Source organism: Yersinia sp. SCPM-O-B-9106 (C-191) (assembly GCF_026183365.1).
Lineage (GTDB): Bacteria > Pseudomonadota > Gammaproteobacteria > Enterobacterales > Enterobacteriaceae > Yersinia > Yersinia rochesterensis.
Map to the genome: position 1 here is coordinate 1,627,976 of NZ_CP110791.1, position 18,743 is coordinate 1,646,718.

Consider the following 18,743-nt stretch of genomic DNA (forward strand, 5'->3'; position numbering starts at 1 on the left):
GCTTACATCTCCAAAAAGTTTTTCAGCAGTTGGGCTCCAGCCGCTCCGGAGCGTTCCGGATGAAACTGCACACCAAAGAAGTTGTCTTTTTCGACTGCGGCGGTAAACGGCTCGCCGTAATTGGCTTGGGCGATGGTATTTGGGCATATTGGCATTGCGTATCCGTGCACAAAGTAGAAATAAGTTCCGTCTGGGATACCGCGGAACAGATGATTTCCCGCCTGTGGCGTGATCTGGTTCCAACCCATATGCGGTAACGGTAAACCAAAGTCTGTCATCTGTTTTACCGGTGTATCGATAATGCCAAGCGTCTCAATCCCGCCGCTCTCTTCGCTGCTGGTTGCCAGCAACTGCATTCCGAGGCAAATACCCAGCACTGGCTGGGTGCAGCTTTTAATCAACTCGATAAGCTCGCGTTGCTTCAATTGCTCCATTGCTGCATGAGCGGTACCCACGCCAGGTAGAAACAGCTTATCGGCCCGCAGCACGATTTCCGAGTCGCGGCTGATAACCGGCGCATAACCTAAACGCTGCACCGCGTAGGTGACAGAGGAGAGGTTGGCGCAACCGGTATCCAGAATCACCACATCCATTACAGCACTCCCTTGGAACTTGGCAGGGTGTTGCCCTCAACACGGATTGCCTGGCGCAAAGTACGACCAAACACTTTAAACAGGCTTTCCACCCGGTGGTGATCATTGCGGCCTTTGGTTTTCAGGTGCAGGGTGCAGGCCATGGCATAAGAGAGAGAGCGGAAGAAGTGCTCGACCATCTCAGTGCTGAGGTCGCCCACGCGCTGATAGTTAAATTCTGCTTTGTATTCCAAGTGTGGACGGCCGGAAATATCTAATGCACAACGAGCCAGACATTCATCCATTGGCAGCACAAAACCAAAACGCCCAATACCGCGTTTGTCACCCAGTGCGTTGTTAATAGCCTCACCCAGCGCCAGCGCAGTATCTTCCACGGTGTGGTGGTCATCAATGTACAGATCGCCACTGACCTGAATATCCATCCGGAAACCGCCGTGTGTTGCGATTTGGTCCAGCATATGGTCGAAGAAACCTACGCCGGTTTTGATCTTACTGCCGCCTTCGCGGTCCAGCCAGACATCAACATCAATGGCAGTTTCTTTGGTGACACGGTTAACGTGAGCATGGCGATCACGCTGGGTCAGTTGTTTGGCAATCTGTGACCAATTCAGCCCATCGCGCTGATACCGCAAGCCGCTGATACCCATGTTTTGCGCTAATTGCAGGTCAGTCTCGCGGTCACCGATAACATAGCTGTTGGCGCTGTTCATCACACCTTCGGCCAGATAGTTTTCGACTAATGCTGTTTTTGGCTTACGACAATCACAGTTATCTGCCGGTAAGTGCGGGCAAATCAAAACCTGTTCGAAATTGATCCCCTGAGAGCTGAAAATCTGCATCATTAGGTTATGTGGCGGATCAAAAGTTTCTTGCGGGAAACTGGCAGTGCCCAGCCCATCTTGATTAGTTATCATCACCAAACGATAATCTGCTTTTTGCAGTTCCAGCAATGCTGGAATGACGTCTGGCTCCAGCTCCAGCTTGTCCAGCCGATCAACCTGAAAGTCCGCTGGTGGCTCAGCAATCAGGGTGCCGTCTCTGTCAATAAAAAGAAATTTCTGGCTCATATCGTTTCCTTACGGAGGCTGGAGGTATTAGTGTTATTCGGGCTATCAACACCAGGTAAAGGAGCAAGGGCGGCAGCCACTCGCTCACATTCCTGGCGGGTACCTATCGTGATACGCAGGCAATTCGATAGGCTCGGTTGCTTGTTTTGGTCTCGCAAAATAATGCCCTGATCCCACAGTGTTTTGAACACACTGCTGGAGGCTGTGAATCGCGCTAATAAGTAGTTACTTTCACTGGTAAACACTTGTTCAACACAGGCGCAGTTTTGTAACGCATTTTGTAGCCATTCACGATTGGCTTTTACTTCGCTGACCCGTTGGCGCATTTGCTCAAGGCCCTGTGGGCTGAGCGCCTGTGCAGCAATATCCGCCACTGGTGTTGATAATGGGTACGGCGCAATCACTTTAAGCAGCAGTTGGATGATATCGCTGTTCGCTAACGTAAAGCCACAACGCAAACCGGCTAATGCAAAAGCTTTCGATAAGGTGCGCAAAATAACTAAATTCGGATAATCTTTTAGCCAACCGCTCACCGAGGCCTGTGGGCAGAACTCTATATAAGCTTCGTCGATAGCCACGATAGCGCGGCCTTGTGCTAGTTCCAGCACTGCGCGTAAGTCAGCCGGGTTGATCAAATTACCGGTTGGGTTATTCGGGCTGCAAATATAAATCAGTTTCACCCGATCTAAGCTTTCTTTAATCGCGGGCACATCTAATTGCCAATCTGTTTTGGTCTGCACGGTGCGAAGCTCAACACCAAAAGTTTCGGCACTGACAGCATACATACCATAGGTTGGCGGGCAGAACAGAATAGCATCCTGACCCGGCTCGCAGAAGGCGCGAATTAACAGCTCAATCCCTTCATCGGCCCCACGGCTGACTAAGACTTGGTCAGTTTCTAAACCGGCGTAAGCCGCATAGCGCTCGATAACCAATTTGGGCTGGCACTCGGGGTAGCGGTTAAAGGTTTGCGCCGTCAACTGGTATTCAGTGGCCAGCGGATATTCATTGGCATTGAGCCACACATCGCCATTACCGCCCAAGCGGCGGGCTGACATATAAGGGGTCAGTGCGCGGACATTGGCCCGGGCTAAATCAGTGACATTGGCAGAGTTACTCATGCTTGCTCCTTATTAGCGGCTGTCAGGGCAGCGACACGGAGGGTAACGGCGTTTTTGTGGGCGGTCAGTTGTTCAGCCTGAGCCAGCGTTTCAATGGTTGATGCCAGTCCCAGCAAACCTTGCGGGGTTAATTGCTGCACGGTCATGCGCTTAACAAAATCGGCTAGCCCTAAACTGGAATAGGTTGAGGTATAACCGTAAGTCGGCAATACGTGGTTGGTGCCAGAGGCATAATCACCGGCCGATTCTGGCGACCAGTCACCCATAAACACCGAACCGGCGTTATCGATCTGATCAATGATTTCTTCCGGCTGGCGGATTTGCAGAATCAAGTGTTCCGGCCCGTATTGATTGCTGATTTCAATACATTGCTGCAAGTCTTTAGTGATGATCAAGCGGCTGCTTTCCAATGCTTGACGGGCAATATCCGCGCGCGATAACTGCTGGAGTTGGCGCTCAACTTCGACCGCAACGGCTTGAGCAATCGCGGCATCTGGCGTCAGTAAGACTACTTGAGAATCCGGCCCGTGCTCGGCCTGAGACAGCAAGTCAGCGGCAATAAACGCCGGTGTAGCGCCGCTGTCGGCGATAACCAATACTTCAGATGGGCCAGCCGGCATATCAATCGCCGCACCGTCCAAACGTTGGCTGACCTGACGTTTTGCTTCAGTGACATAAGCATTGCCCGGCCCAAAGATCTTATTCACTTTCGGCACTGACTCACTACCAAATGCCATCGCAGCAATCGCTTGCGCTCCGCCAATTTGGAACACTTCTTGAATGCCACATAATTGCGCGGCATACAGAATTTCATCGGCAATCGGCGGTGGGGAGCATAAAATCACGCGCTGGCAACCGGCAATACGCGCCGGAGTGCCAAGCATCAGCACGGTAGAAAGCAGCGGAGCTGAGCCGCCAGGAATATATAAGCCGACGGAGGCAATCGGGCGGGTGATTTGCTGACAGCGCACACCCGGTTGCGTTTCAACATCCACCACCGGCATTTTCTGCGCGTTATGGAAGATTTCAATATTACGCACCGCTTGCGCCATGGCCTGTTTGATGTCGTCACCCAAGCGCCCTGCGGCGGCGGCTATCTCATCGCGGCTGATGCGGATGTCAGCAACTTTAACCGTATCAAAACGTTGGCTAAAATCACGCAAAGCACTATCGCCCTCGATTTTCACCCGGTCAAGGATTTCACTGACTGTTGCGGTGATTCGCTCTGATGCATTAATAGCTGGGCGGCTCAACAGCGCTTTTTGCTGCTCTTCACTGCATTGCTGCCAGTTGATTAAGGTATTGAAATTCGTCGGCTGCATTCTTTACTCCATCATCTTTTCAATCGGCAACACCAGAATGGAGCTGGCACCCAGCGCTTTCAGTTTTTCCATGGTTTCCCAGAATAGGGTCTCGCTACTGACCATGTGCATCGCTACGCGGCTTTTGTCACCGGCCAGTGGCAGAATGGTAGGGCGCTCGGCACCCGGCAGCAGGGTGATGATTTCATCCAGGCGCTCACTTGGCGCGTGCATCATGATGTATTTGGATTCGCGCGCTTGAATCACACCCTGAATACGGGTCATCAGGCGGTCAATCAGCTGTTGCTTATCGGCTGGCATTTCGCCATCACGTTGAATCAGGCAGGCTTTAGAGCGGTAAATCACTTCAACTTCGCGCAGGCCGTTGGCTTCCAATGTGGCGCCAGTGGATACCAGGTCACAGATGACATCGGCTAAACCGGCACGTGGAGCTACTTCAACTGAGCCGTTGAGCAAGCAGGATTTGAAAGTTACCCCTTGTTTATCAAGATATTGTTTTAAAATGTGCGGGTAAGAAGTGGCGATGCGCTTATTTTGTAAACATTGCGGGCCGGTATATTCGGTATCCAGTGAGGCGGCCAGTGACAGGCGACAACCACCGAAATCCAGACGGCGTAAAGTGAAATAACGTGGGTCTTCACCTTGAGCACGGCGGCTCAGCAACTCTTCTTCCAGCACGTTTTCGCCAATAATCCCCAGATCAACCACACCATCCATCACTAACCCTGGGATATCGTCATCACGTACTCGCAGGATATCGATCGGCATGTTTTCCGCGAAAGCGATCAGGCGCTGTTGTTGTAAATTAATTTTAATTCCGCAGCGCGATAATAATTCGTGGCAATCGTCACTTAGGCGGCCTGATTTCTGCATCGCAATGCGTAAACGCGTTTTATCCAACATGGTAATCCTCTTAATCTATTAATTTATAAATCTAATTTATAAAATGGTGGGCAACAAAAAAGCCCTCGGAAGATAATCTTCCGAGGGCTTTCTCTATTGCGTTCTACCGCCACCTGGAAGATTCGTTAACCGTCTTCCAGCACACATCGGCCTGCAAGACTAGTCAGGATGATGGTGATGATGGTGATTAAATTGAACGCGATTCATAATAATTTCTCTATTTGGGCTTTCTGACATAATTTCTGTCAATCAACGTAAACCATCTGACTAGTACCGCGCAACCTTTTTTTCACCTGATGATTTTATTTTACGGCGGTACACCACGTGCCATCTGCTGGCGCTGGTTTTATTTTTAGCGATTATCACTCTATTTGATGTCAGTTTAAGCAGGAAATTGTTACATATGGCGATTACGCCAACGAACAAAAACAGATTCATAATATCGAGCAATTATTAAGTTACATTAATTCTCGTAGGTTATTAGTATGGAGTGTGGCGGTATGAACCGGTCGAGGGCAATTGAGATGAAAAAAGTAGCCATTATTGGATTGGGCTGGCTGGGTATGCCGTTGGCGCAATCATTGGTTCGTCGTGGAATTGAGGTTGTGGGGAGTAAAACCACGCCGGATGGCGTCGAAGCCGTCAGAATGAGCGGGATTAATTGCTTTCAATTGCAACTCACCCCCGAGTTGATTTGTGACCCAGATGATTTGGCACAACTGATGACGGTGGATGCGCTGGTTATCACCTTACCCGCCAGCCGCACGGCTGACGGCGGGGCACAGTATTTTCAAGCGGTACAGATGGTGGTCGACAGTGCACTGGCGTTTGGTGTGCCGCGCATTATTTTTACCAGCTCGACCTCAGTGTATGGCGAAACTCGGGGCCGAATTAAAGAAAGTTCTCCACTGCAACCGGTGACCACAGCGGGTAAAACGCTGGCAGAACTTGAACTCTGGCTGCATAAATTACCGAATACTTCGGTGGATATTTTGCGTCTGGCGGGGTTGGTGGGGACTGATCGCCATCCGGGCCGTTTTCTGGCGGGTAAAACCAATGTGAAAGGTGGCTCGCAGGGGGTAAATCTGGTGCATCAGGAGGATGTGATATCCGCCATCGAACTGCTGCTTAACCTGCCCAGAGGCGGGCATATTTATAATTTGTGCGCGCCAATTCACCCACGAAAACGGGATTTTTATCCTGAATGCGCGCGCGCGTTACAACTGACTCCGCCCGAGTTTGCGCCTGAAGATATTGAAGAACCCATTCGCGAGATTGATGGCAGTAAGATTTGCAGTGAGTTGGGGTTTGAGTATCAGTACCCCGATCCAGCCAGAATGCCTTTGAATTAATGATACGGCTACTGCGCGTTTGTATTTTGGGCTTGAGCACTGCCCAAGCCCAAAATACTTTCGCTCGCTACGCCTCGAATGGATGGGCATTGAAAACATTACGAAATAAGGATCAATACCCAATCACCGCTTCTGATGAATATAAGTCAGGGCTAAGGCCAGCGCCAGAACCAACCCTTTGATGATATCCATTGCGTAGTAAGGTACTGACAGCATCACCAGCCCGTTTTGCAGCACACCAAGGATAACCGCGCCAATTAAGGTGCCGAAAGCATTGGGTTTGCCGGAACCCGCGAGTGAAAAGCCAATATAGGCGGCAGCAACGGCGTCCATCAGGTAACCACCGCCGGCGTTGACTTGTGACGAGCCAATGCGTGATGCCAGTAAAATCCCGCCCAGTGCCGCTAGCAAAGATGAAAATACATAAGCCAACACCCGATAACGTACGGTACGGATGCCCGCCAGCCGCGCCGCTTCTGGGTTGCCACCAATGGCATACATCCGGCGACCATGCTTGGTTAATGACAAATACAACTGCACTACAATAGTCACCGCCAACATGATTAGCACGATAACCGGCACTTGACCCAGCGCTGAGAATATCTCAGGAATGACGCCCTCCGCCATATCGCCGCTCGGCAGCAACATATTCTGCGTGATAGAGCCGCCGTAGCTGTACGTCATCGCCACGCCCTGAATGACAAACAGACTGGCAAGGGTCGCCAGCATATCGGGGATCTTCAGCACCACAATCAGAAATGCGTTAAATAGCCCCACTAATGTACAAATGAGCAAGGTCAGGATAATTGCCCCAGCGGTGCCAAATCCGTACCAGACAAAGAGTGAAACCACGATGGCATTGGCCAGCGAAGCAGTCGAACCGACCGATAAGTCAAACCCCCCCACAGACAGGGAAATAGACACCCCGATAGCAATCACTGTCACTATGGCAATGGATCGCAATATATTGATGATATTGTTTGGGTCGAGGAAGTTATCTGAGGCCAGACCAAATAGCGCGATTAGCGCCACGACGGTGAGCAACATCCCCCATTTGTAGAGAAAATCAAACAACTGGTGACGCCATGGCTGCGCGTCCGGCAGGGGTATTTCTTTGCTCACTGAGGGGTTCCTCCGGTTGAAAATAATAATAATGTTTCTTCATCGACATCTGCGGCGTTTAGCTCGGCAACAATTCGCCCATCCCACAACACACAGATACGAGAGCATAAACCGACCAATTCTGAGAATTCACCGGATGCATAAATAATGCCTTTTCCCTGTTGCGCTAACCCGTCAATCAGCTTGAACAGATCCTGCTTGGCTTTGATGTCCACACCTTTGGTTGGCTCATCAAAAATCAATACCTGCGCATCGCCGCGCAACCATTTGCCGATCGCCACTTTCTGCTGATTCCCCCCCGACAAGCGGGCGAGTTTTTGCTGCGGCGAAGACGTTCGCACCCCCAAGCGCGCAATCAACTCTTTGGCCCAGCTCAACTCTTGGCGGCGGCTAAAAATACTCCAGCGGGAAAAACTGTCATCAGCGGCCACACTCAGGTTCATTGGGATACCTTCGTGGATAAAAATACCTTCTTTGCGCCGTTCTTCGGGCACTAAAGCTAGCCCCTGCTCGACGGAGCGATCCGGTGAACGCGGTTTCCAAGGTTTGCCCTGTAATTCACCCTGATCAACACGGCTGGGCGTAGCACCAAACAATGCTTTGCACAATTCGGTTTTTCCCGCGCCAGCTAACCCGGCAATCCCTAATATTTCCCCTTCATGCAATGTCAGGGAAATATCGCGTAATTTGTGTTGGTCATGTAACCCACTGACAGACAATAATATTTTTTCACTAAACGCCGTTCGTCGGGGTGGGAAAATATCATCCAAAGTGTGGCCGAGCATCTTTTCGACAATTTGCTCACCACTCAGGTCACCCATTGCATCATGGCTGACTTTGCGACCATCGCGTAATACGGTCAATTGATCGCAAATTTCGCGCAATTCATGGATGCGGTGCGAAATGAACACAATGGCCATCCCTTCGGATTGCAAGCGGCGCACCACTTTAAACAGACGCGCACTCTCTTCTTGATCCAAGGGGGCGGTGGGTTCATCCAGAATGAGAAAACGGCATTGATGGGAAAGGGCGCGGGCCAATAGAACCTGTTGTTTCTCCGCCAATGTGCAGGATTCCAGCCGCTGGCGCACATTCAACTTGAGGTCAAGCTGCCCGAGTAGCGCTTCTGCCTGGCGATAAAGTTGTGGCCAATTAAACAGATGCCCCTGTTCCGCCAGCGTATCCAGCATAATATTTTCCGCCACAGACAGGGTAGGGATCAATGCGACATCAACCTCTTGCTGAACCACATGGATACCGTGCTGCTTTGCCTGGCGGGGGGAGTGAATGTCTATCTGCTGGCCATCAATATAGATCTCGCCGCGATAGTGATTGTGAGCGCCGGAAAGAATCGCCATCAGCGTCGATTTCCCTGCACCATTAGCCCCGACTAGCGCATGAGTAGACCCACCTTCCAGTGTGAAATCAACTTGTTGTAGGGCATGGAATCCAGAAAATGAGATAGATATATTCCGCATCTCAAGGCGGGAGGATGAGGTGATACTGGACATAAATTTCTATCACTGCCCTATGAAGTATTTTGACGGAATAGGCAGTCAATAATGCTGCGGTAGACTTCTTTTTAACACAATTTCCATTATTCGCAACAAACTAAAATAGTTAAGGTATATCAAAAAGTTATTAAACATTGGCAACTTAGCCTTTAAGATGAGAAAAATACTGATGAGATCATCCTTTAAAAGGAACGCGCCATGAGCACGAACGCAATCCGAGTGCAGGTGGGGCCTGCCAACTATTTTTCTTTTCCAGGCGCTATCGAAAAGCTGAGCGAGTTTTATCCTCAAGCAACATTGGAAAATGCGCTGTGGATCTATGGTGAGCGCGCCTTGGCGGCGGCCAGTGATTATCTTCCAGCGGCTTTCCATGGGCCACAAGCGGTGCGAGCTTTATTTTCCAGTCATTGCAGTGAATCTACTGTTGCTGATTTAGTGAAGGCTGCGGGCAGTGACCGACAAGTGGTGATCGGTATTGGCGGTGGTGCAGTATTGGATACGGCCAAGGTGGTGGCGCGTAAACTTGGCTTGCCACTGGTGGCTATTCCCACGATCGCGGCAACCTGCGCGGCCTGGACACCACTTTCCGTGTGGTATAACGATGCCGGGCAAGCGCTAAATTTTGAAATATTTAAAGATTCCAACCAGTTGGTGTTAGTAGAACCGCGTATTATTTTGCAGGCACCAGTGGAATATCTATTGGCGGGAATTGGCGATACATTGGCGAAATGGTACGAAGCGGTGGTGCTAAGCCCGCAACCGGAAACATTGTCTTTGACCGTTCGTTTGGGTTTACAGGCCGCGCTGGACATTCGCAATGTGCTGCTCAAACAGAGCGAATCTGCATTACAGGCGGTGGAGCAGGGGGAACTAACGCAAGATTTCCTTGATGTAGTGGATGCAATTATTGCCGGTGGGGGCATGGTCGGTGGGCTGGGCGAGCGCTATACCCGTGTTGCGGCGGCTCATGCAGTACACAATGGGCTGACACTGCTGCCCCAGACCGAGCATTTCCTGCATGGCACCAAAGTTGCCTATGGAATTTTGGTTCAAACAGCCCTGCTGGAGCAAGATGAAGCACTGCAATCACTGATTGTGGCGTTTAATAAATTAGGTTTACCAACGCATTTGGCTGCGCTGGATGTTGATATTAATGACCGTGATGCTATTGAGCGTGTGATTAGTCGAATTCTGAAGCCGAGCGAGTCAATTCATTATCTGCCTGTTGAGCTGAGTTCAGACAAAATATGGACAGCAATTGAGCGGGTAGAAATTGCCGCTCAGCACTGATACAGCATAGAAATAGCCGTTTAGATCAAACTGCCATAAGAATATTGTTTCAAGCCGTTTAACATCTTGTTTTTTGCTCTCAAGTTAGGGCAAAATACGCGCCATGGAATAGCCGACGTTTAAACGCGTCGGTTATTTTTTTGCATTCGTGTTTTCACAAATCAAGAGGCCGGACAACGATCCGGATAGATAAACAGGTCCGCGAGCGATTATTCACATACGAAAATCGCCGTTATGAGGAAAGAAAGATGGGGCAATTATTTACACTGGCACCGGTGCCCACCGGTATGCGCTGCACATGCAGCGATTATGGCGCAACAGGTATGGCAAATACCCGTTACACCGCTCTTATTTCCCCACTTACGTGTCCCAGGCAGATACGAAGTTTCCCCGTCACCTCTGACCTGCGAGCTACACTTGCAAATTGGGTCAAAGGTATGGGGAGGCTGAATCATGACGCATAATGCTACTGTTGCAGTCGGCACCAATCAAACTGGCACCAATAACCGCGTTCAGCTCAGAAAAACACTGACGTTGGTGCAAGTGGTGATGATGGGCTTGGCTTATTTACAGCCGATGACCATTTTCGATACTTTTGGTATTGTCTCCGGCCTGACCGATGGTCACGTCGCGACTTCTTACGCCATTGCGTTGATAGCAGTGCTGTTCACTGCCGTCAGCTATGGCAAATTGGTTAAGCGTTTCCCGTCTGCGGGTTCGGCTTATACCTACGCCCAGAAATCCATTAGTCCGAATGTTGGCTTTATGGTGGGTTGGTCATCACTGCTGGACTACCTGTTCATGCCGATGATTAACATTCTGTTGGCAAAAATTTATCTCGAAGCGATTTTCCCAGGTGTGCCATCATGGATTTTTGTTGGCGCATTGGTCAGCTTGATGACGCTATTCAACCTGCGTGGCATTAATGTGGTCGCTAACCTGAACTCGATCATCGTTGTGGTTCAGGTCGCTGTCATGGTGGTCTTTATGGGGCTGCTGATTCACGGTGTTTATCAAGGTGAAGGGACAGGTACGCTGGTTAGCCCACGTCCGTTCTATTCTGAAAATGCTCATTTGGTGCCGATGATAACCGGGGCCACGATACTGTGCTTCTCATTCCTTGGCTTTGATGGCATCAGTTCGCTGTCTGAAGAAACGCCAGATGCCGGGAGAGTGATCCCGAAAGCGATTTTCCTGACTGCATTGATTGGCGGCGTGATTTTTATTGTCGTGTCTTACTTCTTGCAACTCTATTTCCCGGATATTTCGCGCTTCACTGACCCCGATGCATCACAGCCGGAAATCATGCTATTTGTGGCCGGCAAATTCTTCCAGTCAGTGATTCTGTGCTTCTCCTGTGTCACGGTGTTGGCATCAGGTATGGCGGCACACGCCGGCGTTTCGCGCTTGCTGTATGTGATGGGGCGCGATGGGGTATTCCCTGAGAGAATATTTGGCTACGTGCATCCAAAATGGCGTACTCCAGCCATCAACGTATTGTTGGTGGGGGGCGTGGCATTGTCTGCTATTTCCTTTGATTTGGTCACGGCAACTGCATTGATTAACTTTGGTGCGCTGGTGGCTTTCACCTTCGTTAACCTGTCGGTGATTTCACAGTTCTATATCCGCGAGCGCCGCAACCGCACAGTTAGGGATCATATCAGCTACCTGATTCTACCGATGATTGGTGCAGGGACAGTGGGTGTACTGTGGGTTAATCTGGAAAGTAGCTCTATGACTCTGGGGCTGGTATGGGGCGCAATTGGCCTGCTTTATATGGTCTGGAAAACTCGCGCTTTCCGTCAGGCATTACCTCAGTTTACTGGTGAGCTTGCACAGTAACGCCATGTGTTCTTGTTGATTGGATATGGTGTTATTGCTGATTAAAACGGAGCCTGACGGCTCCGTTTTTTATTGGATTAAATCCATTATCAATATCAGCTCACCAGATCTCTGGCATAGTCAAACAGGGCTTTCAGTAGTGCCAACTTCTCTTTATCGCCCTCATACTGGTTATAAAACTGTTCCAGTTGCAGTACATAATCTTGCACTCTTTCTGGATTAAGTGCTTCGCGACGATGCTCTAACCAGCGCTGTTGCTCACTGTCCGTCAAAGTATTCGGATAATTACGGGCGCGGAAGCGAAATAGCAGCGCTTCCAAACGTGGGTCTTGGAAGGTCAGATCGAGCGCGGGTAGATTTTGTGGCTCAGTTTGTAAAATGATTTTCATGGTGGCGCGGTCAGCATCACTGAAAAATCCATTATACAGCTGGGCATCTACATCATCAGACACTGCAAAAGGCTCCGCTTCAGCAAACAAAGCGACCACTTTTTCGCGTATTTGCGGGTTTTGCCGCAATAGTTGCAGGTTTTGCAGACAGCGCTGACGATCAATCCCCAGCCGCTCGGCATTCTCAGCCAGCAGCGTTTTCGCCGGTGCCAATACCGGACATTTATTAATGTGCACCAACTTCAAGGGGACGGCCGCGTCTTGAGCATTGAGTTTATCGCGGCGGGTATACAGCCGCTCACGCAGAGTATCGCTATCCAGCTCCAATAGTGGCGACATATCACCCGCCAAATCGCACATAATTACCGCATTTTTATTCTCAGGATGCCATGCTAGCGGCGCAACCCAACTGGTGTTGCCCCGCGCGGCACCAAACATGCCAGACACATGAACCAGTGGCGTCATATCTGCAATATCAATCAATGCGTTAATTTTATGTTTGCTGCGGTGCTGATAGAGGTAATCAAACAGCCGGGGTTGCGCTTGTTTGACCAACTTTGCCATGGCGATGGTGGCGTGCACATCGGACATCGCATCATGGGCATGTAAGTGCTCGACACCATTGGCTTTAGTTAAATGCTCAAGTTTAAAACTGGGTAAGCCATCTTCGTTTTCTGGCCAGACAATGCCTTCTGGACGCAGGGCATAACAAGCGCGCATGACATCGAGCAAGTCCCAACGGGAATTACCGCCTTGCCAGCTATAAGCATAGGGATCATAGAAATTGCGGTAGAAAATATTGCGACTAACTTCATCATCAAAACGAATATTATTGTAGCCGAGAATACAGGTGCCGGGCACATTGAAAGCTTGATGAATTTGGCGGGCAAACTCGGCTTCATTAACCCCATTGGCTAAGGCATGTTGCGGGGTGATGCCGGTTATCATCACGGCCTCTGGTTGCGGCAGATAGTCATCGGCGGGGGCACAGTAAACCACCAATGGTTCCTCGATGATATTGAACTCCAAATCGGTACGCACTCCGGCAAACTGCGCGGGTCTGTCTAACGCCGGGCGCTGACCAAAGGTTTCATAATCGTGAATGTAAAATGTTGGTGACTTATTTTTATCTGACATTATTCAGTTTAACCCTTAATTCTTATGGCTATTCTTTATGATGGGACACCGCCGCGGTCAGTCGCAGTGACCCATGGCATTAGTGCTAGAATATCATTTCAGGCGGGTTAGGGTGTCAGGATTTATTTTGAAATAATTATGTTTTAGTCAATCAGTGTCGTTCTAACTAATATTTACCTGCTGTTTAATTAGCTACTTATATAATCTGCATACTTAATAAAATATGTAGGATTAATGGTGAAAACACTTCTGTTAACCGGTGCCACAGGTTTTTTGGGCGGAGCAGTGCTTGAAAAATTATTGTTGGAAAACTCAGATTTTAATTATTTATTATTAGTTAGGGCCAAAACACCGGAGCAGGGATTAACCCGTATTCGAGAAAATCTGGCAAAGTTTTATCTGCCTGCTGGGCGGCTGAATAAAATAATGACACATCATATTCTATTAGGGGATTTAGCTGAACCTGACAGTTTTATTAATGACCCGCGTATCAATGAAGTGACGCATGTTATTAATTGTGCCGCCGTCGCATCATTTGGTAATAACCCATTAATCTGGAAAGTTAATGTCGACGGCACATTAGCCTTCGGCAAAAGAATGTCTCAGGTCGCCGGTTTACAAAGATTCATTCATGTGGGCACCGCCATGTCTTGTACTCCCGATGCCGATACTGTAGTGAATGAGCAGATCCTATCGGCAGAAGATGATGCACATTTAGTGGAATACACTAAATCTAAATCGGCCATTGAGCGCTTATTGGCGGAAGAATGTCCGGGGTTGCCATTGGTATTTGCCCGGCCATCAATTGTTGTCGGGCATACTCGTTTGGGCTGCCAACCTTCTAGCAGCATCTTCTGGGTATTCCGCATGGCATTAATGCTGCGCAAGTTTATGTGCTCTCTGGATGACTATATTGATGTTATTCCAGTCGATTATTGTGCTGACGCCTTAGTGTGTATTTTGCTGCATCCAAACTTACCGGAAAATATCTATCATATTTCTGCTGGAGAGAAAGACAGTGTCAGTTTTGCTGAGATTGATCAGGCCATGTCGTCAGCAGCTCGACAACAACCCATGGGGGCAGATTATCGCCAGGTAGAATATGGTGCTTTGGTGCAGATGCGTAAGCAACTGAAAGGTATTTTCGGCCCATGTAATGAGCGTTTAATGTTGAAAGCCATGCGCTTATACGGCTCTTTTGCCGTGCTAAATGTACGTTTCAGTAATGAGCGATTGCTCAGTTTGGGGATGCCAAGGTCGCCCCGTTTTACCGATTATATTGCTTGTTGTGTAGAATCGAGCTTTGGCATGACAATCCAACAACAAATGGCAGTTGATTTTAAATAAGCTTATTTCCCCGTTTAGCCATCGCTGACGGGGATTATTTAGTTCCCTCCGATTTATTCCCGCCACTTTTAGTAACGGTTAATCCGATGCCAGAGTGTAATAACTCAGCTAGACTTAGTTTTTAGTATCTTATTGGAAGTAGGTCTGTCGTGCGCTTGAATAAAAAAATATCGCCGCTGGATAACCTGATTTACACCCATTACCGCCTGACTCATGCTTTGCGTATTACTCTGGCTTTTATCCTAACATTCCTGATTATCCGCTTGTTGGCCGTCCCTGAAGGAACTTGGCCGCTGATCACCTTAGTGGTGGTCATGGGGCCGATATCCTATTGGGGGAATGTGTTGTCCAGAGCTATGCAGCGCATTGGCGGGACTGTTTTTGGCGCAATATCCGGTCTGATCGCCCTTTATCTTGAGTCATATTCTCTCACTCTGATGCTGGTTTGGTGTGGCGCTGTAATGTTCCTGTGTGGTTATCTGACTCTGGGCAAACGCCCCTATATGGCTCTGCTGATTGGTATCACGCTGGCAGTGGTCTGTGGGTCAGCTCCGGGGGATATGAACACGGCACTGTGGCGCAGCGGCGATGTTATTTTTGGCTCATTATTGGCGTTAGTTTTTACCAGTGTCTATCCGCAACGCGCCTTTACCCATTGGCGTATGCAAATGAGTGATAACTTGCGCGCTATCAGCCAAATTTACACCGCCTACTTATCGCCGAATGTTATCGATCGTCCGCGATTAGAGCCAAAATTAAAAGCTGCGCTCAATCAATCGGTTAAAATGCGTACTTTTATTGCACCAGCCAGTAAAGAATCTCATATTAATAAAGATGTTTTTGAGGCTATCCAGACACTCAGCCGCAATCTGATTTGCACACTGGAATTACTGGTGGATGCTTATTGGTCATCGCGAGAAAGTCATTTTATTATGCTCAATGCCAAAGGGCTGCGCAGCGCCCAATTGATGACGGCCCGTACGCTTAATACTTTAAGTGACAGTTTGCGCGATGGTTCACCGGCTCGAGAGCGGGAAGTCGCGGGTGAGTTGAGCGAAATTTCAACCGAATTGAAATCATTGATGTTGGTTGTCACACAAGAACAGCAGATAGAAACGCCAATTTACGGCTATGTTTGGCTGAGTCTGGAGTTAACCAAACAACTTGAGGAATTGGACGATCTGATTAATATGACCTTGCGCAGGTGATCAATCCGGTTTTAAGGCAGATGATATTTCTGTCTGGCGGGTAAAGCAGGTAAGATAAGTCAATGAATCTTGTCACCAGGTACGGCAAAGCGGTATGGTGCAGGTAGCCTGGTCACCAGCAATTGAATTTGTGTAAAACTTAAGTGAAGGTATGAAAATGGATAATGCAACTAAGCCAACTTTCCAGGACGTTTTGGAGTTTGTGCGTATGTTCCGTCGCAAAAATAAATTACAGCGTGAAATCGTTGATAACGAAAAGAAAATTCGTGATAACCAAAAACGCGTTCTGTTGCTCGATAACCTGAGTGAATACATCAAGCCAGGGATGAGCATTGAAGAGGTTCAGGCCATTATCGCTAACATGCGTGGTGACTACGAAGATCGTGTTGATGATTACATCATCAAAAACGCCGATCTGTCTAAAGAACGTCGTGAATTGTCGAAAAAACTGAAAGCGATGGGTGAAGTTAAGTAACTTTAGCTCAAGCGGGATAGTTTTTTTGTAGCTATTAATAGAAAGGCTGGCATCAATTGCCAGCCTTTTCTTTTTTCTATCAATACATTAACTTGACGGTTTATTTTGCCGCAAGAAACGAAACGCTGGAATGTTGATTCCTTTGACAAAGATAAACGCCAGCAGCAACGAACCCCACAATGCCATGGTGATATAGCTACTCACCCCCATGATATTCAGCCCGCTTTCCAGCATTTGTAGCAAGAACAGCGCTAATACAATGCCGAAAATCTTACCAAACCCGCCATCAGGATTAACCCCGCCTAATACCGTTGCTAGAATAGTGATAAGTAACAGTGACTCGCCGTAGGACGCTTTGGCGGAGTTGAGTTTGGACATCATCAACAACGCCGCGACAGTGCAGAGTAACGATGAAATCACATACACCCAAATTAGTGTGCGGCGGGTATTAATCCCGGAGAAAAAGGTGGCTTTTTCGTTGGAGCCAGAAAGATATATCTGACGGCCCAGCGGGGTCTTGGCCAGTATTAACCAGATAATCAGAGCGACCGCGATGAACAAATATAACGGCACCGGCACCCCGAGAAAGTTATTGCGATCCAATGCCAGCACATAGTTGGGGAAGTTAGAAATCGCCGACCCTTTGGAGATAAGCACATTCACGCCCTTGAGCAAGGTCATGATGCCCAATGTCGCCAGAATAGGGGAGACGCGGACCACCGAGATAAGTACCCCATTGATCAGCCCAACCACCAAAGCAACTGAGGCTCCGGCCAATAGCATCAGCATCATTGAGCTGAATGTTGGCTCAAGGTGGGTACAAACCCAGGCCATCACCAGCGCACTGGCATTGGCGGTAGCAATGATTGATAAGTTAATCCCTCCGGTCAGCATAGTGATTGCCATTGCCAGTGTTAATACCCCAGCGACGGGGATTTGTGAGGCAATGGATTGGAAGTTAGCCGCAGACCAGAATACCTGTGGGATCAGCACACTGAACACCACCGCCACCAACACCAGCAGTGCCACCAGCCAGCGCTCGGTATGATCCCGTTGAGTTGTTTTCGACATGGTTATATCCCTACCTTATGACGTTGGCCCCAGGCCGTCACACTGATACTGATGACAATCACCAGACCGATAACCACGGTGTGCCAGTACGACGAAATACCCAGTAAATTCAAACCATTTTGCAATATCGCCAGCAAAATCACTCCCAGCAGGGTACCGGTTAAAGTGCCGCGCCCGCCGATAATACTGGTGCCGCCCAGCACTACCGCCGCCAATACAGTGAGTTCATAGCCGAGCAGTGAATCTGGGGCCACCGTCAAAACGGTGTAAGACTGCACCACACCGGCAATGCCGGATAAAAAGCCCATGTAGCCATAAACAAACAGTTGCAGCTTAAGGATGCTGAACCCCATGCGGGAGGCGGCTTCCTGATTACCGCCTAAGGCATAAATTTGCCGACCAATACTGGTGCGAGTCATCAGCAAAGCTGTGACGATAATCGTCGTCAGCAAAGTCAAAATCGGTAGCGAAAGGCCATAGTCATAGCCATCAGCAGCGGTAAAGGCGAACAGCATCGGCCCATGTTCGAACCATTCTGGGTAGGTATACAGCCAAATTCCTCGGCTGAGATACAGCAGTAATCCGTAGAATATATTCAGCGTGGAAATGGTAATAATGATGGACGGCACGCGCAGGCGATTAACTAACAGCGCATTAATCAGCCCCAGCAATAAGCCGATACCGCCCGCCAGTGCGAATGCCACCGGGAAGTTACCACCGAACTTCACAATTAATGTCACCATGACATATTGCGAGATGATGGTCATCGCCGGGAATGAAATATCAATACCGCCAGAAATCAACACGATAAATAAACCACAGGCCAAAATGGTTAACATGGCATAGTTATTTATCAAGTCATAAATATTGGCGAGTGTCAGAAAATCGGGACTGGCGAAAGTCAGATAAGTCGAAATAACCAATATAGTGAAAGCCAACATAACTTCATGGCGTTTCAGATGTTCTTTATTGAATAAACCTGTTTTACCG

At 48.9% G+C, this 18,743-nt stretch carries 18 protein-coding genes and 1 other annotated feature; of the genes, 7 read left to right on the top strand and 11 right to left on the bottom strand.

The annotated features are described in order from the left end of the window. Window positions 1-2: 2 nt before the first annotated feature. The 6 genes from hisH to hisL all read right to left on the bottom strand — a co-directional run bounded on the left by hisH (window position 3) and on the right by hisL (window position 5,213). Window positions 3-593, bottom strand: a complete 591-nt coding sequence (gene hisH, locus OP863_RS07465; RefSeq protein ID WP_265526046.1) for an imidazole glycerol phosphate synthase subunit HisH — start codon at window positions 591-593, stop codon at window positions 3-5. Then, window positions 593-1,660, bottom strand: a complete 1,068-nt coding sequence (hisB, locus tag OP863_RS07470; protein ID WP_038634254.1) for a bifunctional histidinol-phosphatase/imidazoleglycerol-phosphate dehydratase HisB — start codon at window positions 1,658-1,660, stop codon at window positions 593-595. The genes hisH and hisB overlap by 1 nt, the downstream gene beginning before the upstream one ends. Then, on the bottom strand, window positions 1,657-2,781 hold the full coding sequence (hisC, locus tag OP863_RS07475) for a histidinol-phosphate transaminase (RefSeq protein WP_038634252.1): 1,125 nt from the start codon (window positions 2,779-2,781) through the stop codon (window positions 1,657-1,659). Before hisC ends, hisB begins: the two co-directional genes overlap by 4 nt. Beyond that, on the bottom strand, window positions 2,778-4,103 hold the full coding sequence (gene hisD / locus OP863_RS07480; RefSeq protein ID WP_038634249.1) for a histidinol dehydrogenase: 1,326 nt from the start codon (window positions 4,101-4,103) through the stop codon (window positions 2,778-2,780). The genes hisC and hisD overlap by 4 nt, the downstream gene beginning before the upstream one ends. A 3-nt stretch (window positions 4,104-4,106) precedes the next feature. After that, a complete protein-coding gene (hisG, locus tag OP863_RS07485) occupies window positions 4,107-5,006 on the bottom strand; it encodes an ATP phosphoribosyltransferase (protein ID WP_004388789.1) in 900 nt (299 codons plus the stop codon). 53 nt (window positions 5,007-5,059) lie between these two features. Continuing rightward, window positions 5,060-5,190 (bottom strand) — a sequence feature (His leader region). Beyond that, complete coding sequence (hisL, locus tag OP863_RS07490; RefSeq protein ID WP_002231208.1) at window positions 5,166-5,213, bottom strand: his operon leader peptide; 48 nt, start codon at window positions 5,211-5,213, stop codon at window positions 5,166-5,168. It overlaps the preceding feature by 25 nt. A 317-nt stretch (window positions 5,214-5,530) precedes the next feature. Between hisL and OP863_RS07495 the strand changes: the two genes are divergently transcribed. After that, entirely contained in the window at window positions 5,531-6,358 is an 828-nt protein-coding gene (locus OP863_RS07495; protein ID WP_038634244.1) for an SDR family oxidoreductase, read from the top strand. A gap of 123 nt (window positions 6,359-6,481) precedes the next feature. On the opposite strand, the gene OP863_RS07500 is transcribed toward OP863_RS07495, so the two are convergent. After that, window positions 6,482-7,480, bottom strand: coding sequence for an ABC transporter permease (locus OP863_RS07500; protein WP_145587782.1), 999 nt, complete (start codon window positions 7,478-7,480; stop codon window positions 6,482-6,484). Continuing rightward, a complete protein-coding gene (locus OP863_RS07505) occupies window positions 7,477-8,991 on the bottom strand; it encodes a sugar ABC transporter ATP-binding protein (RefSeq protein WP_265526047.1) in 1,515 nt (504 codons plus the stop codon). The genes OP863_RS07500 and OP863_RS07505 overlap by 4 nt, the downstream gene beginning before the upstream one ends. A gap of 201 nt (window positions 8,992-9,192) precedes the next feature. Here OP863_RS07505 and OP863_RS07510 point away from each other — a divergent pair, with 201 nt between their 5' ends. From OP863_RS07510 to OP863_RS07515, 3 genes are all read left to right on the top strand, one after another. Beyond that, window positions 9,193-10,284, top strand: a complete 1,092-nt coding sequence (locus OP863_RS07510; RefSeq protein ID WP_120011193.1) for an oxidoreductase — start codon at window positions 9,193-9,195, stop codon at window positions 10,282-10,284. Between the two features lie 248 nt (window positions 10,285-10,532). Next, a complete protein-coding gene (locus tag OP863_RS19950) occupies window positions 10,533-10,748 on the top strand; it encodes a hypothetical protein (RefSeq protein ID WP_038634233.1) in 216 nt (71 codons plus the stop codon). Beyond that, on the top strand, window positions 10,738-12,126 hold the full coding sequence (locus OP863_RS07515) for an APC family permease (RefSeq protein WP_145587780.1): 1,389 nt from the start codon (window positions 10,738-10,740) through the stop codon (window positions 12,124-12,126). Before OP863_RS19950 ends, OP863_RS07515 begins: the two co-directional genes overlap by 11 nt. 95 nt (window positions 12,127-12,221) lie before the next feature. Here OP863_RS07515 and sbcB read toward each other — a convergent pair whose 3' ends face one another. Beyond that, complete coding sequence (gene sbcB, locus OP863_RS07520; RefSeq protein ID WP_265526048.1) at window positions 12,222-13,652, bottom strand: exodeoxyribonuclease I; 1,431 nt, start codon at window positions 13,650-13,652, stop codon at window positions 12,222-12,224. A 237-nt stretch (window positions 13,653-13,889) separates the two neighbouring features. Between sbcB and OP863_RS07525 the strand changes: the two genes are divergently transcribed. The 3 genes from OP863_RS07525 (at window position 13,890) to tmaR (ending at window position 16,682) form a co-directional block, all read left to right on the top strand. Then, entirely contained in the window at window positions 13,890-14,999 is a 1,110-nt protein-coding gene (locus tag OP863_RS07525) for an SDR family oxidoreductase (RefSeq protein ID WP_265526241.1), read from the top strand. A 149-nt stretch (window positions 15,000-15,148) separates the two neighbouring features. Next, complete coding sequence (locus OP863_RS07530) at window positions 15,149-16,207, top strand: FUSC family protein (RefSeq protein ID WP_145592051.1); 1,059 nt, start codon at window positions 15,149-15,151, stop codon at window positions 16,205-16,207. A 157-nt stretch (window positions 16,208-16,364) separates the two neighbouring features. Continuing rightward, window positions 16,365-16,682, top strand: a complete 318-nt coding sequence (gene tmaR, locus OP863_RS07535) for a PTS system regulator TmaR (RefSeq protein WP_032819099.1) — start codon at window positions 16,365-16,367, stop codon at window positions 16,680-16,682. An 87-nt stretch (window positions 16,683-16,769) separates the two neighbouring features. Here the strand turns inward: tmaR and OP863_RS07540 are convergent, their stop codons facing one another. Then, entirely contained in the window at window positions 16,770-17,753 is a 984-nt protein-coding gene (locus tag OP863_RS07540) for an ABC transporter permease (protein WP_038634221.1), read from the bottom strand. A 2-nt stretch (window positions 17,754-17,755) separates the two neighbouring features. Continuing rightward, window positions 17,756-18,694 (bottom strand): ABC transporter permease, encoded by a 939-nt coding sequence (locus OP863_RS07545; RefSeq protein WP_038639616.1) that lies wholly within the window; start codon window positions 18,692-18,694, stop codon window positions 17,756-17,758. Window positions 18,695-18,743: the final 49 nt, after the last annotated feature.

Coding starts and splice junctions, on each gene's coding strand:
- hisC (WP_038634252.1), bottom strand. CDS start 2,781: ATGAGTAACTCTGCCAATGTCACTGATTTAGCCCGGGCCAATGTCCGC.
- OP863_RS07510 (WP_120011193.1), top strand. CDS start 9,193: ATGAGCACGAACGCAATCCGAGTGCAGGTGGGGCCTGCCAACTATTTT.
- OP863_RS19950 (WP_038634233.1), top strand. CDS start 10,533: ATGGGGCAATTATTTACACTGGCACCGGTGCCCACCGGTATGCGCTGC.
- hisD (WP_038634249.1), bottom strand. CDS start 4,103: ATGCAGCCGACGAATTTCAATACCTTAATCAACTGGCAGCAATGCAGT.
- hisB (WP_038634254.1), bottom strand. CDS start 1,660: ATGAGCCAGAAATTTCTTTTTATTGACAGAGACGGCACCCTGATTGCT.
- OP863_RS07495 (WP_038634244.1), top strand. CDS start 5,531: ATGAAAAAAGTAGCCATTATTGGATTGGGCTGGCTGGGTATGCCGTTG.
- OP863_RS07545 (WP_038639616.1), bottom strand. CDS start 18,694: ATGTTGGCTTTCACTATATTGGTTATTTCGACTTATCTGACTTTCGCC.
- OP863_RS07505 (WP_265526047.1), bottom strand. CDS start 8,991: ATGTCCAGTATCACCTCATCCTCCCGCCTTGAGATGCGGAATATATCT.
- tmaR (WP_032819099.1), top strand. CDS start 16,365: ATGGATAATGCAACTAAGCCAACTTTCCAGGACGTTTTGGAGTTTGTG.
- hisH (WP_265526046.1), bottom strand. CDS start 593: ATGGATGTGGTGATTCTGGATACCGGTTGCGCCAACCTCTCCTCTGTC.
- OP863_RS07515 (WP_145587780.1), top strand. CDS start 10,738: ATGACGCATAATGCTACTGTTGCAGTCGGCACCAATCAAACTGGCACC.
- hisG (WP_004388789.1), bottom strand. CDS start 5,006: ATGTTGGATAAAACGCGTTTACGCATTGCGATGCAGAAATCAGGCCGC.
- sbcB (WP_265526048.1), bottom strand. CDS start 13,652: ATGTCAGATAAAAATAAGTCACCAACATTTTACATTCACGATTATGAA.
- OP863_RS07540 (WP_038634221.1), bottom strand. CDS start 17,753: ATGTCGAAAACAACTCAACGGGATCATACCGAGCGCTGGCTGGTGGCA.